This is a genomic window from Pseudooctadecabacter sp. (assembly GCF_020627745.1).
In the GTDB taxonomy this organism is placed as follows: domain Bacteria; phylum Pseudomonadota; class Alphaproteobacteria; order Rhodobacterales; family Rhodobacteraceae; genus Octadecabacter.
In genome coordinates this window covers 119,191-133,301 of sequence record NZ_JAHDGE010000005.1, presented here as the reverse complement: position 1 = coordinate 133,301, position 14,111 = coordinate 119,191, and the positions used below count along the sequence as shown (strand labels likewise).

At 58.6% G+C, this 14,111-nt stretch carries 14 protein-coding genes; 9 read left to right on the top strand and 5 right to left on the bottom strand.

Annotated elements, in window-relative coordinates; genetic code table 11:
• Nucleotides 1–51: 51 nt before the first annotated feature.
• Entirely contained in the window at nt 52–1,275 is a 1,224-nt protein-coding gene (locus tag QZ653_RS04095; RefSeq protein WP_296417837.1) for an argininosuccinate synthase, read from the bottom strand.
• Nucleotides 1,276–1,323: 48 nt separating this feature from the next.
• Nucleotides 1,324–1,758 carry an NUDIX hydrolase gene (locus QZ653_RS04090; RefSeq protein WP_296417835.1) on the bottom strand — a complete coding sequence of 145 codons (435 nt, stop codon included), beginning with the start codon at nt 1,756–1,758 and terminating at the stop codon, nt 1,324–1,326.
• 72 nt (nt 1,759–1,830) lie between these two features.
• Here QZ653_RS04090 and QZ653_RS04085 point away from each other — a divergent pair, with 72 nt between their 5' ends.
• The 8 genes from QZ653_RS04085 (at nt 1,831) to QZ653_RS04050 (ending at nt 10,658) form a co-directional block, all read left to right on the top strand.
• Nucleotides 1,831–2,829 (top strand): Hsp33 family molecular chaperone HslO, encoded by a 999-nt coding sequence (locus tag QZ653_RS04085; protein ID WP_296417833.1) that lies wholly within the window; start codon nt 1,831–1,833, stop codon nt 2,827–2,829.
• Entirely contained in the window at nt 2,816–3,409 is a 594-nt protein-coding gene (locus tag QZ653_RS04080; RefSeq protein WP_296417830.1) for a CoA pyrophosphatase, read from the top strand. The genes QZ653_RS04085 and QZ653_RS04080 overlap by 14 nt, the downstream gene beginning before the upstream one ends.
• The gene (locus QZ653_RS04075; RefSeq protein WP_296417828.1) at nt 3,406–4,590 is read left to right on the top strand and encodes a CCA tRNA nucleotidyltransferase; all 1,185 of its coding nucleotides are present in this window, start codon (nt 3,406–3,408) and stop codon (nt 4,588–4,590) included. The genes QZ653_RS04080 and QZ653_RS04075 overlap by 4 nt, the downstream gene beginning before the upstream one ends.
• On the top strand, nt 4,587–5,159 hold the full coding sequence (locus tag QZ653_RS04070; RefSeq protein WP_296417826.1) for a LysE family translocator: 573 nt from the start codon (nt 4,587–4,589) through the stop codon (nt 5,157–5,159). The genes QZ653_RS04075 and QZ653_RS04070 overlap by 4 nt, the downstream gene beginning before the upstream one ends.
• A 39-nt stretch (nt 5,160–5,198) precedes the next feature.
• Nucleotides 5,199–7,046: an ABC transporter ATP-binding protein gene (locus QZ653_RS04065; protein WP_296417824.1), complete on the top strand. Its 1,848-nt coding sequence runs from the start codon at nt 5,199–5,201 to the stop codon at nt 7,044–7,046.
• On the top strand, nt 7,043–8,884 hold the full coding sequence (locus QZ653_RS04060) for an ABC transporter ATP-binding protein (protein WP_296417822.1): 1,842 nt from the start codon (nt 7,043–7,045) through the stop codon (nt 8,882–8,884). Before QZ653_RS04065 ends, QZ653_RS04060 begins: the two co-directional genes overlap by 4 nt.
• Nucleotides 8,885–10,087, top strand: coding sequence for a class I SAM-dependent RNA methyltransferase (locus QZ653_RS04055; protein ID WP_296417820.1), 1,203 nt, complete (start codon nt 8,885–8,887; stop codon nt 10,085–10,087).
• An 82-nt stretch (nt 10,088–10,169) separates the two neighbouring features.
• Nucleotides 10,170–10,658: a L,D-transpeptidase family protein gene (locus tag QZ653_RS04050; RefSeq protein ID WP_296417877.1), complete on the top strand. Its 489-nt coding sequence runs from the start codon at nt 10,170–10,172 to the stop codon at nt 10,656–10,658.
• A gap of 1 nt (nt 10,659) precedes the next feature.
• On the opposite strand, the gene QZ653_RS04045 is transcribed toward QZ653_RS04050, so the two are convergent.
• Nucleotides 10,660–11,217, bottom strand: coding sequence for a CAP domain-containing protein (locus tag QZ653_RS04045; RefSeq protein WP_296417819.1), 558 nt, complete (start codon nt 11,215–11,217; stop codon nt 10,660–10,662).
• A gap of 658 nt (nt 11,218–11,875) precedes the next feature.
• Between QZ653_RS04045 and QZ653_RS04040 the strand changes: the two genes are divergently transcribed.
• The gene (locus QZ653_RS04040) at nt 11,876–12,067 is read left to right on the top strand and encodes a hypothetical protein (RefSeq protein ID WP_296417817.1); all 192 of its coding nucleotides are present in this window, start codon (nt 11,876–11,878) and stop codon (nt 12,065–12,067) included.
• Between the two features lie 76 nt (nt 12,068–12,143).
• Here the strand turns inward: QZ653_RS04040 and hemH are convergent, their stop codons facing one another.
• Complete coding sequence (gene hemH, locus QZ653_RS04035) at nt 12,144–13,223, bottom strand: ferrochelatase (protein WP_296417876.1); 1,080 nt, start codon at nt 13,221–13,223, stop codon at nt 12,144–12,146.
• A gap of 60 nt (nt 13,224–13,283) precedes the next feature.
• Nucleotides 13,284–14,105 (bottom strand): methyltransferase domain-containing protein, encoded by an 822-nt coding sequence (locus QZ653_RS04030; RefSeq protein ID WP_296417816.1) that lies wholly within the window; start codon nt 14,103–14,105, stop codon nt 13,284–13,286.
• Nucleotides 14,106–14,111 lie beyond the last annotated feature (6 nt).

Sequence of the window (14,111 nt, the reverse complement as noted above, 5' to 3'; positions counted from 1 at the left end):
CCGCTCATTAGGCGGACGTTCATATCATTTGGCAACTGTGACGCTGCGGCGTTATTTGAACCGACGGTTCCGTGCCGCCAGCAGTTTCAAACGCAGCGCATTCAGCTGAATGAACCCGGCTGCATCCTTTTGGTCATAGGCGCCAGCGTCGTCCTCAAACGTCACGTGCGCTTCGGAATAGAGAGAATGATCAGACCACCGGCCCACACAATTTACCGAACCTTTATAAAGCTTGAGCGCGACAGTTCCGCTGACATGCTCCTGCGATTTGTCAATCGCCGCTTGAAGCATTTCACGCTCGGGCGAGAACCAGAACCCGTTGTAGATCAGTTCCGCATAGCGCGGCATCAGGCTGTCCTTCAGGTGCCCCGCGCCGCTGTCCAGCGTGATCTGTTCGATGCCGCGATGGGCTTCCAACAACACCGTGCCGCCGGGCGTTTCATAGATTCCACGCGACTTCATCCCGACAAAGCGGTTCTCGACGAAATCGAGCCGCCCGATCCCGTGTTTGCCACCCAGTTCATTCAGCTTGGTGAGGATCGTCGCGGGCGACATAGCCTCACCGTTGATCGCGACGGCGTCGCCTTTTTCGAATGTCACTTCAATAACTTCCGGGGTGTCAGGCGCATCTTCGGGGGCGACTGTCCGCTGATAGACATAGTCGGGTGCGGCCACGGCAGGGTCTTCCAGAACCTTGCCCTCGGATGACGTGTGCAGCAGGTTCGCGTCGACAGAAAACGGCGCTTCGCCGCGCTTGTCCTTGGCGATCGGAATCTGGTTCTTCTCGGCGAAATCCAGCAGCTTGGTGCGCGACGACAAATCCCACTCCCGCCAAGGCGCGATCACCTTGATGTCGGGGTTCAGCGCATAAGCGCTGAGTTCAAACCGTACCTGATCGTTGCCCTTACCGGTCGCACCATGGGACACGGCATCGGCGCCTGTTTCAGCTGCGATTTCAACCAATCGCTTTGAAATCAGGGGCCTGGCGATAGATGTGCCCAGCAGATACAGACCTTCGTACAGGGCATTTGCGCGGAACATGGGGAAGACAAAATCGCGCACGAATTCTTCGCGGACATCCTCGATGTAGATGTTTTCTTCCTTGATCCCCAAGGTCACGGCCTTTTTGCGCGCGGGCTCCAACTCCTCACCCTGACCAAGATCGGCGGTGAAGGTCACGACCTCACAGCCATATTCCGTCTGCAACCATTTCAGGATGATCGACGTGTCCAGACCGCCGGAATAGGCAAGGACGACTTTTTTGGGCGCGGACATGGGGAGACTCCTCAGGGCTGTTTGCCGCGAATTACGCCTATTTGCGGGTTAGAGCAAGCTGGCGACAAACGCGGCGTCGCCTTCGTTGGACAACAGGGCGGGGGCCTCAACCATGGGGACCCAGATGGCATGGTGTCCGTCCTCCAGCGGGGGGCCCATACGAAGGGTCGGTCGGGACCAATAGACCGTGCAGATCTTTTCGGCCCACAGGTCGTATTCCGGCATAAAAACAAAGCGTTTGAACGCACCGAGGCGGCGGGGCCTGTCCATCCGCCAGCCGGTTTCCTCCATCACCTCACGGTGGAGCGCGGGCAGCGTGTGTTCGCCGGCATCAATCCCGCCACCTGGCAGTTGCAGTTCGGGTGCCACGCCATCCTGTATCGTCAGCAGCAAGTCATGACCACGTTGCAGGATCACATAGGCCCCCGGACGCGGCGTATATTGCATAGCTGGGTCAACCCGTTCGCCGTACCGCCGTATCATGCCCCTTTTACCCCACCTTGTGACACCTATATGGACGCGGTATGCCAATCCCTGACGTGTTAGGAAAGCCAAATGACCACTGCTTCGACGATTGCGTGGGACGATACCGTTCTGCCGTTTCAACTGGACAACTCCGATATCCGGGGGCGCGTGGCGCGACTGGATGGTGTGTTGGATCAGGTTCTGTCGCAGCATGACTATCCCCCCGCGGTTGAGGCTTTGGTGGCCGAGATGGCGTTGCTGACGGCGTTGATTGGCCAAACCATCAAACTGCGGTGGAAGTTGTCGTTGCAAGTGCGCGGCGACGGCCCGGCCCGTTTGATCGCCACCGATTACTATGGCCCCACCAAAGAGGGGGAGCCTGCCCGCATCCGCGCCTATGCCAGCTATGACAAGGACCGCATTGATCCGACCGGCCATCCCTTCAGTCAAATCGGCAAGGGCTATTTTGCGATCCTGATTGATCAAGGCAAAGGCACGACGCCCTATCAAGGCATCACGCCCATCGCCGGTGGGTCCCTGTCCGCCTGTGCCGAGGCGTATTTCGCCCAGTCTGAACAGCTTCCCACATCATTCCAGCTGACCTTTGGTAAATCCTCCGTGCCGGGCGGTCAGGAAGGCTGGCGCGCGGGTGGGATCATGCTGCAGGCGATGCCCAAAGCATCCCCACTGGCCAATCCCGGTGAGGCACCGGAGGATGGTTTGACCACCGCCGATGATCTGCTGAACGATGATGAAAGCGAAAACTGGAACCGCGCGAACCATCTTTTGCGCACCGTCGAGGAGTTGGAGCTGATCGGCCCCAGTGTTGCCCCGACCGATCTGCTGGTTCGTCTGTTTCACGAAGAGGCGCCGCGCGTGTTTGACGCCCAGCCGGTGCATTTCGGCTGTTCATGTTCTGATGAAAAGGTCCGGCAGTCCCTGTCGATCTATTCGGCCAAGGACATCAAGACGATGACCACCGATGCAGGTATCGTCACGGCCGATTGTCAGTTCTGCGGGGCGCATTACGAATTCCAGCCTGAAACGCTGGGGTTTGAGGCCACGGACGGGCCGGATGCAAAGCCCTGAAGATTTGAAAGCAACGCTCTGCCGCGCCATTGACCGGACGCGGCAGGCGTCTTCGGATTTCGATCTGAATCCAGGCGTGGCCCTTCGAGAAAAACGTATTTTGAAACCGGCGGCGGTTCTTGTCGCAGTCACGCAAGATGCGCAGCTAATCCTGACCAAACGGGCGGCCCACCTAAAGAACCACCCTGGCCAGATCGCCTTTCCGGGGGGTCGTCAGGATGACACGGACCGTGATCTAACCCATACCGCCCTGCGCGAGGCGCAAGAAGAAATCGGGCTTGATCCTTCGTTTGCGGATATCCTCGGCCCGTTGCCAAGTCACGAGACTGTCACAAGCTATAGCGCAACACCGATCGTCGCGATGGTGCCCTCGGGGCTTACATTTACGTCGGAACCGGGGGAAGTGGCAGAGGTGTTTACCGTCCCGCTGTCGCACGTCACCGACCCAAACAATTATTTTATCGAAGGTCGCCGTTGGCGCGGACAGATACGTCACTATTACACCGTTCCATTTGGCCCCTATTACATTTGGGGGGCCACAGCGCGGATGCTACGTGGGTTGGCTGAGGCGTGGACATGACCGGACCGCTGACAACCATAGGACAGCCTGACTGGCTGGTTCATCCGTCGTTACAATCTTTGATGGCGGCATTTGAAAACAATGGGCACCGGATTTATGCCGTGGGCGGCTGCGTGCGCGACACGGCCATGGGGCGTCCGGTCAAAGACGTGGACCTGTCCACCGATGCACGGCCAGAGGTGTCGACCGCGATTATCGCAGACATGGGCTGGAAAGCTGTCCCCACCGGCATTGACCACGGGACCGTCACCGCGGTGCCGCCAGATGGCACGCCCACCTACGAAATCACCACCTTCCGCACGGATGTGGACACCGATGGGCGTCACGCGACGGTGGCCTTTTCCCGAAACATCGAAGACGACGCCATGCGGCGCGACTTTACGATCAATGCCTTTTACGCCGACCGGACGGGTGCCGTGTTGGATGTCGTGGGCGGGTCCGAGGATCTCGCGCGCCGCCATATCCGTTTCATTGGCGATCCTATGGACCGTATCCGTGAGGATTATTTGCGGATTTTGCGGTTCTTCCGGTTCACCGGATCACACGGCGCGTCAGATGAAGGTGTCGATGCGGATGGCCTGTCCGCATGCGCAATGTTAGCCGAGGGGTTGACTGGCGTGTCCCGCGAACGGATCGGCATGGAATTCACGCGGATCATATCAGGGGACACTGCGGCGCCGACGGCGGGAATGATGGACCACTCTGGCGTCTTGGCCCGTATTCTGCCCGGCGCGGGCGTGACCACGCTGGCCCGCCTGATCGACCTTGAGGAGGCCGTTCCCGAAACCGGCATCCGCGATATGCCGACGCGCCTTGCGGCCTTGGGCTGCGACGACGTGGCCGACCGCCTTCGTTTGTCAAAGGCCGAGGCCGCAAAAATCGCCTTGGTCCGGCATGAGGCAGGGACAACGACCCCTGCCCATGAACTTGGGTATCGTCATGGATATTGGCCTGCACTTCACTGTCTGCTTTTGCGCTGGGCGGGTTTGCTTGAACCTTTTGACCCGAAGGCCCAACAGGATGCGGCTATGGGGGCCGAGGCGACGTTCCCGGTGACAGCACAGGACCTGATGCCCGCGTATGAAGGCAAAGCGCTAGGTGATCGCCTGAAAACACTTGAGGCCGACTGGATCGCGTCACGCTTCGCGATGTCCCGATCCGACCTTCTGCAACTGCCATGACCACGCTGATCGGTTTTGTCTTCTTCGGGCTGTTTTCCCCCGGACCAAATGTCATCTTGCTGACAGCATCGGGTGCGCGGTTCGGGTTTCGGCGTACGGTGCCGCATCTTCTGGGCGTGGCGCTGGGCGTTGGGGTAATTGCCTTTGTGACCGGCCTTGGCCTTGGTACTTTGATCACGACCTATCCGGCGTTAAGGCTTGTTCTGATGATCATTGCCGCGCTCTGGATTTTGTGGATGGCGTGGAAGCTGTGGCATGCCGAACCGGCCCAAACCACCGATACGGACCGCCCGTTCACCTTTGTCGAAGCGGTCCTTTTCCAGTGGGTCAACCCGAAAATCTGGGCTGTTGCGACCTCTGCCTCTGCTTTGGTGGCAGACTTGTCCCCGTTGTATCAGGCGGGGACATTGGCTGTTATCTTTTCCCTGACCAATCTGGGCGTCTGCCTGTTCTGGACCTATGCCGGCAGTCTGTTGAAAACCCTGCTGTCGGACCCGGCAAGGTGGCGCGTCTTCATGCGTATAATGGCCGTCGCGCTGGCGGGATTTTCGGCCTTGGTTTTCCTGTAGCGCGAAGCGGTCTATATCTGCACGGGAAAGGACCCTTCCGTGTTCCGCTTTTTCGAAAATCTCGTCGATCCGTATGAACCCTATATGGAGGACGACACCCCCCCGACGCGCCTCTGGCCGTTCCTGATGACCTATGCGCGCCCGTTCAAGCGGGTGTTCTGGGCGGCGGGGATCATGTCCGTCATTGTCGCGGTCATCGAGATCTGGCTGATCGCCTATATGGGTCGTCTTGTGGATCTGATCGCACCGGGATCAGAGGGGACGGTCTGGTCCGACCACGGGTGGGAATTTTTCGCCATGGGGGTGTTCCTGCTGACTTTGCGTCCTTTGCTGCAGGTTATTGATGTAGCGTTGCTGAACCAGTCCATTGTTCCCAATTTTGGCACGATCGTGCGGTGGCGGGCCCATCGCCATGTTTTGCGCCAATCGGTTGGCTGGTTCGAAAATGACTTTGCGGGGCGCATCGCCAACCGCATCATGCAGACCCCGCCCGCCGCCGGTGAAGTCGCGTTTCAGGTCTTCGATGCGGTCACGTTTGCCCTGGCCTATATTATCGGCGCTGCCGTCTTGTTGATGGGGGCGGACCCGCGTTTGTTGCTGCCTTTGCTGGTGTGGCTGGTTCTTTACGCCGCCCTTGTGCGGTGGACCGTCAAACGGGTCGGCCCTGCGGCCAAAGCATCGTCCGATGCCCGGTCTGAGGTCACGGGCCGTGTTGTCGACAGCTACACCAATATTCATTCGGTCAAGATGTTCGCGCACCACGACCGCGAAATCACATACGCTGGTGAAGCCATCGAAGCGACACGCACGGCCCTCCAGCGCGAGATGCGTCTTTATACGATTATGGACGTTTCACTGGTGATCCTGAACGGGTTCCTGATTGTGACGGTGGTGGGTTGGGCGCTTTGGCTGTGGTCCAACAGCTTGGCATCTGCCGGTATCGTGGCGGCTGCGGCGGCGCTGACTTTGCGGCTGAATGCCATGACGGCATGGATCATGTGGGCAGTGACAAACCTGTTCCAGAACCTTGGTGTGGTTGCCGAAGGGATGGAAACGATTGCCCAGCCGATCACGCTGAAAGATGCTCCCGACGTGCCTCGATTGAACGTAACAGGCGGCGCGATTGAGATTGAGGCGCTGACACATCACTACGGACGCGATTCCGGCGGGATTGACAGGCTGTCCCTGACCATTCGACCGGGCGAAAAGATCGGACTTGTGGGGCGGTCCGGTGCAGGCAAATCGACCCTCGTAAAGCTGCTGTTGCGGTTCTATGACGCCGAGGGCGGGCGCATTCTGATCGACGGGCAGGACATTGTAAGCGTCCGTCAGGACAGTTTGCGCGAAGCAATCGGGATGGTGCAGCAGGAAAGCTCCCTTCTTCACCGGTCTGTCCGTGACAACATCCTGTATGGCGATCCGACCGCAACCGAAGACCAGATGATCGCGGCTGCCAAACGCGCCGAGGCCCATGATTTCATTCTTGATCTGGAAGATGGGGAAGGCCGCAAAGGCTATGACGCGCAGGTTGGTGAACGCGGCGTGAAACTGTCGGGCGGACAACGTCAGCGGATTTCTCTTGCGCGTGTGATCCTGAAAGACGCGCCGGTTTTGTTACTGGACGAAGCGACTTCTGCGCTGGATTCCGAAGTGGAGGCAACGATTCAGGCAACCCTGTCGGACCTGATGCAGGGCAAAACTGTCATTGCCATTGCCCACCGTTTGTCGACGATTTCACAGATGGACCGGATCGTGGTTCTGGATGGCGGTCGTATCGTAGAAGATGGCACGCACGACGACCTTCTTGCGCTGGGCGGGCAGTACGCGGGCTTCTGGAAAAGGCAATCTGGCGGGTTTATCGGCACCGCCGCGGAGGCCGCAGAATGATTTTTGGTATATGGCACCGTGCTGTGCGGTGGGGCGTGCGCGCCTTGCGCAGCGAAGACAGGGCTGTCACACCACCGCCCCGTACTTTGCTGAAGTTTGTTCGATGGTCTGTCCGTGGTGCAGGCTGGGCGATCGGGGCGACCATCGGGCTGTCATTGCTGCATGGCGCAACGGAAGTCGCAACCGCTTGGGCGCTGGGGCGCATCGTCGATGCCGTGGCAGAGGGGTCTTTGGCAGATGCGGGTTTGATCCTTGCCCTCGCTCTGGCGTTGTTGTTGGTTGCACGGCCCGCGTTGTTCAGTGCTGTGGCCTATGTGCAGTCCATTATCCTTGGGCCGGGAATATTCACCCAGACATTGCAGCGGCTCTACCGTCATAGTGTCGGACAGGCCGTCAGCTTTTTTGACGACGATTTTGCGGGCCGCATCGCGCAAAAGCACATGCAAACCGCAGGTGCCATGGCGCAGGCGATCACGGAAAGCAGCGGACCCATTCTGTTCGGGCTGGCCAGCGTTCTGGGGGCCGTCGTGCTTGTCGCCACCATTGCGCCGGTTCTGGTGCTGGTCATGCTGGTCTGGTTCCTCGGTTATCTTGCATTCCTGCGCGTCACGATCCCCAAGGTGCGATCCCGCGCCGGCGCGCGTGCCGAAGCGCGCAGTCAGGTGGCGGGGCAGGTTGTTGATACCGTGACCAACATCAAAACCGTCAAACTGTTCGCCCGCGCCGAACATGAGGATGAACAGGCGATCCGTGCCATGCGGGAATTGCATGAACGTCAGGGTGATTTCGGCGAGATCAGCGTCCTGTTCCGTCTTGGGCTGACCTTTATTGCGGGGCTTTTGCCCATCGCGCTGGTGGGTGTCGGCCTGATGCAACCCGAGGCGAGCGCAGGTGACATCGCAGCGATGGGGGCGGTCGCGATCCGGTTGAGCCAGATGACAGGCTTTATCAGCTTTACCCTCATGTCGATCTACGCGGACGTGGGAGAGATTGAGGACGGGATGAAACTGTTGGCGCGGGGTCACACCTTGACCGATATAGAGGGCGCGGCAGATTTGGATGTAACCGGTGGCGCGATCACGTTTACGGATGTGACCTTCGATTACGATGGCACGGGTGGCGGCGTGCGCGGCATCAACCTGACGGTGCAACCGGGCGAAAAGCTGGGTATTGTCGGCGGGTCGGGTGCGGGGAAATCAACCCTCGTGAACCTTTTACTGCGGCTCTATGATGCCAGGGACGGTCGGATCACGATTGACGGGCAGGACATCGCCCGCGTGACGCAAGACAGCCTGCGGCAGGCGATCGGCGTCGTGACGCAAGAGACAGCGATGTTCAACCGATCCGTTCGGGCAAACGTCCTGTATGGCCGTCCTGATGCCTCCGAAGCCCAGATGCGGGATGCCGCGGACCGGGCCGAAGCAACGCAGTTCATCACTGACCTACGGGATACCAAGGGCCGGACAGGGTTTGCAGCCCATCTGGGCGAACGCGGCGTGAAACTGTCAGGTGGACAGCGCCAGCGCATCGCACTGGCCCGCGCCATGCTGAAAGACGCGCCCATTCTTGTGCTGGATGAAGCCACAAGCGCCCTGGACAGCGAGGTTGAGGCCGCCATCCAGATCGCCCTTGATCGCGCGATGGAGGGCAAGACCGTCGTGGCCATCGCGCACCGTTTATCGACCATCGCCCACATGGATCGCATCATTGTGCTTGAACAGGGCCGCATTGTGGAACAAGGCACCCACGATGACCTGCTGGCGCAGGACGGCACCTATGCCCGCTATTGGAACCGCCAATCCGGCGGTTTTGATACGGCAGACAACGCGGCTGAGTGAATGACGAAGATTGTTGAAAAGATGACGCAGGCCGGTCTGGGCCAGCTGGCGGATGGGACTTTGGTCGAACGGGTCCTGCCGGGGGAGGAGATTGAGGTTCTGGCCGATGGATCGGCGCGGGTCATCACCCCGGTGGTGGACCGCGTCAAAGCGCCGTGTCGGCATTTTAAAAGTTGCGGCGGTTGCGCGGTGCAACATGCGTCGGACAGGTTTGTCGAGGGCTGGAAAACCCAGATCGTCGAACGCGCGGTGACGGCACGGGACTTGCCGTTTCCTTTGCGCCATGTTCATACCTCGCCCCCAAAAAGCCGCAGACGCGCACGCCTGTCGGGGCGTCGGACCAAGAAGGGGGCGATGGTCGGCTTTCACGCAAAAGCCTCTGACGCATTGATTGACGTGCCCGACTGCCAACTGTTGTTGCCTGGCATCCGCGCCGGTTTCCCGGCCTTGGAAGCGCTGACCGTCATCGCGGCCTCCCGCAAGTCCGAGGTCAATCTGACCGTTACCGACACGCTGAATGGATTGGACGTGCATGTGGCAACCGAAAAGACGCTGGACGGTCCGCTGCGGATTGAATTGGCAGGTTTGGCAGAGGCGCATGATCTGGCGCGACTTGCATGGAATGACGATGTTGTCGTCACACGCAAATCCCCCGATCAGCAATTCGGTCCTGCCCGTGTGGCCCCGCCTGCGGCATCGTTCCTGCAGGCCACCCGTGAGGGTGAACAGGCTTTGGTCAATGCGGTTCTGGGATCATTGGGCAAAGCCAGAAAGGTTGTCGACCTGTTTTCCGGTGCGGGGACATTCAGCCTGCCGATTGCGGCCAAATGCGAAGTTCACGCCATTGAGGGCGACGCTGAGATGTTGTCAGCGCTCGACCGCGGCTGGCGTCATGCGACGGGCCTCAAGACTGTCACGACCGAAGTCCGTGACCTGTTCCGCCGACCGCTGGAGCCTGACGAACTGAACCGCTTTGATCTTGCTGTTCTTGACCCGCCCCGCGCTGGCGCGCAGGCACAGGTTGCCACGGTGGCCGCGTCTGATCTGAAATCGGTCATCATGGTGTCGTGCAACCCCGTCACTTTCGCCCGTGACGCATCTGCGCTGGTCTCTGCCGGTTTTGCCATGGTCTGGATCGACGTTGTTGACCAATTCCGCTGGTCCCCTCATGTGGAAGTTGTGGCTTCGTTCACACGGACGTGACGCAATTCGCGTCAGGTATTCTAGGCAGATTGGCTGCTTTGCGATAAGCGTAATGAAAACCCAAACGGGCAGTGGTCTTATGATGAATCGGCGCACATTTACAAGCGTTGCTGCGCTCTTTGCGTTGACAGCGTGTTCAAGCAAATTCCGCGTTTATACCGGCCCTCCGGTGACCAGCATCGTGGTCCAGAAGGGGCGTCGCAAGATGTATCTTCTGAACGAGCGGACGGCCTTGAAGGAATATGATTTCGAATTGGGGTTCGCACCAACCGGTCACAAGGAAATCGAAGGCGACGGACGCACCCCGGAAGGCGCCTACTTTATTGACCGCAAGAACCCGAACAGCCAGTTTCACCTGTCCATCGGCATCTCGTACCCCAACGCGCAAGACCGCGCCAAGGCTGCGGCGATGGGCCATTCACCGGGTGGCGACATCTTTATCCACGGAACGCCGAAACGATTCCGCCGCGATACAGATTGGACTTGGGGATGTCTGGCTGTGAAAGACCGTGAGATGGAAGACATCTACGCCATGGTGAACGTCGGCACCCCGATCTACCTTTACCCTTAGGTTATTGTAGGGCGAGGGGATTGATTTGAGCAATCGCTGCGGACCGCGTCCTGTCAGCCAGAACCAGCGTCCACCAGATTTTGCCGTTTCCTTCCTGAAACCATGAAAAGCCCATTTCGTTGGCTGTCCGGTCCAGCAAGACGGAACGCGTGTTGGGTTGTTGCATCCAAGCTGCCAACGTTTCCAGTTCGGTCTCATAGGTTTCGGAAATTGTCTCGCCGGTCAGGCGGCCCTGATACCCGACACGCTGCAACCGGTCGATCGGGGACGATCCGTCCGATCCGAAATGCCAGGGACGATTTTGAACCGACATATCGCGCGAATGGGTTGCAGCGGCTGCATTCAGCTGCGCATTCAGTTGAACGGGTGCAGCACCCGCAGCCTGCCGCAGGGCGTTGAGACCATCCAGCATCCGGAACTGGATGTCGCCGGTATCCTGCGACGAAATCCGGTATATCTGCTGTCCGGGAAGGCCATCCGGCCCGACACCAACCGGTGGACCACCACAGGCAGCCAGACCAAGTGTGAAAAACCCTGCAACAAAAGAACGACGTAGCATGTGTGCACCTTCAAAGATTCTTCCCGCCATACTCCGTTGCGCCGTTTGATTCAAACCCGCAGAGACGACAAACCCTTGGGCGACCCATCACTTTGCCTTGTATGTGAGGCAAATTCGCACCGATAGCCGGCAAGAACCGGCCGATCAGGCATCGTGATGCATTTCACCGGTGATGCGATTCTATGGATGTGGTGGTCGGTTCGGAGGTTTGAGATCTGGGGTTGGCGAACGTCTCAAAACCTTGATGGTGACAGGAAGAATTCGCGACCTTCTTTGTCGTATGCAGATCAGGCAACCTGTCCCTTGTTCCGACCTCAACGATGCCCAGCGCCGGTCGCCTTTATACCGGGATAAGCTAAAACCCTGAAATAGATGGTTATTTATTGAAGATTCCCGTCAAAAGCACGCAGGTTTTGGTACAGTCCACAGTTCTGCGCGCCTATTCTGAAGGCTATTTGTGGACGAACGAAACCCATGCCCTAATTGAGACGTTTGAGTGTTGCGGATATGACGACAACGGGACCGGTCGAATGACCTAAGTATGCATAACCTTTGCATTCTTCTCGCAATCGTGATTTTGCATAATTCGAGGGAAGTCTTGGGTGCCCATGGCGCGACCTCACTTACTTTGCCGTGGGCAAATAACTGGAGAACTAAAATGAAAAAATTCGCACTTGCTGCTGCTTTCGCTGGCGCTGCTTCCACAGCTTTCGCTGGTAACATTGCTGAGCCCGTCATGGAGATGGAACCAGTCATGATCGTTGAAGAAACCGCTGGTTCTTCTTCTTCTGCTGGCCTGATCATCCCACTGATCCTGGTTGCTCTTATCGCAGTTGCGATGAACGACTAATCTGCATCTGCAGTTTTATTGGAAAGGCCGCCTCAATCGGGCGGCCTTTTCTTTTGCGAAATGACCGTGGTGCAGGTCAGTCAAGCCAGCCTTTCAGGTTGCGTTGAACAATTCCCGTCAGGGCGTCCATGTGGGCAGGATCATCGTTCAGGCATGGAATATAGAGGAAATGTTCGCCACCGGCCTCTTCGAAGCTTTCTTTGATTTCTTCGTTGATCTCTTCCAGCGTTTCGATGCAATCGGCTGAAAACGCAGGGGCACAGACAGCGATGTTGGTTTTGCCATTCTCGGCCAGCCGCGCGACCTCTTCGACTGTGTAGGGCTGCAGCCATTCTTCCGGACCAAACCGGCTTTGGAAGGTGGTGATGATTTGTGTGTCATCCCAACCAAGGCGTTCCTTCAACAGCCGCGTGGTTTTCTGGCACTGACAATGATAGGGATCGCCTTCGCGCAAATAGCGTTGCGGGACGCCATGGTAGGAACAGACCAGAACTTCGGGTCGCGTTTCGGCCTTGGCATAGGCGGTTTCGATCGACTGGGCCAGCGCCTCGATATAGGCGGTGTCTTCATAATAGGGTTCGACGATACGTGCGATCGGTTGCCATTTCTCTTCCATCAGTGCGCGGAAGAACTGGTCGTTGGCCGTGGCGGACGTGGCCCCGGCGTAGTGCGGATACAGTGGGAAAAAGAGGATTTTCTGGCACCCGGCCTCAATCATTTCCTGCACTTTTGATTTGGTGGACGGGTTACCGTAGCGCATACAGAAATCCACCACGACATCGTCGCCGTAGATGCCCTTCAAGCGGTCGGTCATCGCTTTCGTCTGTGCCTTCGTGATCGTCAGAAGGGGGCTTTCATCGGCCTCCTCATTCCAGATGCTTTTGTAGGCCGCACCGCTGGAAAACGGGCGTTTCGTCAGGATGATGAGTTGCAACAGAGGCTGCCAGACCCATGCGGAATAATCGACAACGCGCTTGTCGCTGAGAAATTCGTTCAGGTAGCGACGCATGGACCAGTAATCGGTCGCATCCGGTGTCCCTAGATTGGCAAGCAGAACCCCGACCTTGGCAGGTTTGATCTTGGGGTGATCTGCCGGGGCGTGCATCGGGCATACGGCAACATCGCCCAGCGTGTCTTTCGACTTGGCATCAAACATCGGGGCCTCGCGTGGATCATCGTGTTTCATTGGGGTCAGATAACCGTATTACGACCGCCGTCAATCTTTGGACTGATTTAAGGGCGTTTCAGATGTGCCCAGCGCATCCGCCAATCGGTGGGTGGCTGACCCCGGACGCAACGGTTTGGGCTGGCTTTCGGCGGGCGCCCAGCCGGTCAACGTCGCTATCTCAAAAGTGGCGGTGACACGTCCATCCGGCGTGCCGAAAGCGTCGTGATACAGGGCCGATGCTGTGCCGATAACAGTACGTGGCGTCATGGTTCGGCGTCTGGCATCCATCGCGTTGCCCTCCCCCATGGCGCGCAGGTCGCGCATCAGATGCAGCGGGGTTTCGTAGCTGACAGTCAGCGGCATCATGTCCGCCACCGGCAAGGCAAAGCCCGCACGTTGAAGAAGGCCGCCCAAATCACGGACTTCGCCCATGGGCAAGATGCGCGGCGACAGCCCGCCGGTGACGTCAACCTCGGCCTGCGCCAGCGCAGAGCGCAGTTCGTGGAGGGTTTGACCGGCAAAGAGTGTCGCTAGCAAAAGCCCGTCAGGTTTTAGCGCGCGTCGACATTGCACCAGTTGCCCGATCGGGTCGTCCGCCCAATGAAGTGACAGGGCATGGACAATCAGATCATGGGCGTTTTCCTCAAGATCCAGAGTGTCGCCATCCGCCACAAGCCGCGCCGTCGGCATCCGTTCCTGCCAGAATTTTGGAAAACCGGTCACAACTGCTGGCGACGTAAACGTTCTGTTAACCTCCATCAGTCTTTCCTGAACGTCATCGGCAGCGGCCTGCTGTAAAAACATCTCGGTTGCACGCGCACGGTTGCGGGCAAGGGCAGGGCGGTCGGTCAGGCGGGGTGGTGTGTCCATGCCTGT

Excerpts from the sequence above, each read along its gene's own strand:
- QZ653_RS04060 (WP_296417822.1), top strand. The coding sequence starts at position 7,043 with ATGATTTTTGGTATATGGCACCGTGCTGTGCGGTGGGGCGTGCGCGCC.
- QZ653_RS04075 (WP_296417828.1), top strand. The coding sequence starts at position 3,406 with ATGACCGGACCGCTGACAACCATAGGACAGCCTGACTGGCTGGTTCAT.
- QZ653_RS04030 (WP_296417816.1), bottom strand. The coding sequence starts at position 14,105 with ATGGACACACCACCCCGCCTGACCGACCGCCCTGCCCTTGCCCGCAAC.
- QZ653_RS04080 (WP_296417830.1), top strand. The coding sequence starts at position 2,816 with ATGCAAAGCCCTGAAGATTTGAAAGCAACGCTCTGCCGCGCCATTGAC.
- QZ653_RS04045 (WP_296417819.1), bottom strand. The coding sequence starts at position 11,217 with ATGCTACGTCGTTCTTTTGTTGCAGGGTTTTTCACACTTGGTCTGGCT.
- QZ653_RS04085 (WP_296417833.1), top strand. The coding sequence starts at position 1,831 with ATGACCACTGCTTCGACGATTGCGTGGGACGATACCGTTCTGCCGTTT.
- QZ653_RS04055 (WP_296417820.1), top strand. The coding sequence starts at position 8,885 with ATGACGAAGATTGTTGAAAAGATGACGCAGGCCGGTCTGGGCCAGCTG.
- QZ653_RS04040 (WP_296417817.1), top strand. The coding sequence starts at position 11,876 with ATGAAAAAATTCGCACTTGCTGCTGCTTTCGCTGGCGCTGCTTCCACA.
- QZ653_RS04070 (WP_296417826.1), top strand. The coding sequence starts at position 4,587 with ATGACCACGCTGATCGGTTTTGTCTTCTTCGGGCTGTTTTCCCCCGGA.
- QZ653_RS04095 (WP_296417837.1), bottom strand. The coding sequence starts at position 1,275 with ATGTCCGCGCCCAAAAAAGTCGTCCTTGCCTATTCCGGCGGTCTGGAC.
- QZ653_RS04090 (WP_296417835.1), bottom strand. The coding sequence starts at position 1,758 with ATGATACGGCGGTACGGCGAACGGGTTGACCCAGCTATGCAATATACG.
- QZ653_RS04050 (WP_296417877.1), top strand. The coding sequence starts at position 10,170 with ATGAATCGGCGCACATTTACAAGCGTTGCTGCGCTCTTTGCGTTGACA.
- hemH (WP_296417876.1), bottom strand. The coding sequence starts at position 13,223 with ATGTTTGATGCCAAGTCGAAAGACACGCTGGGCGATGTTGCCGTATGC.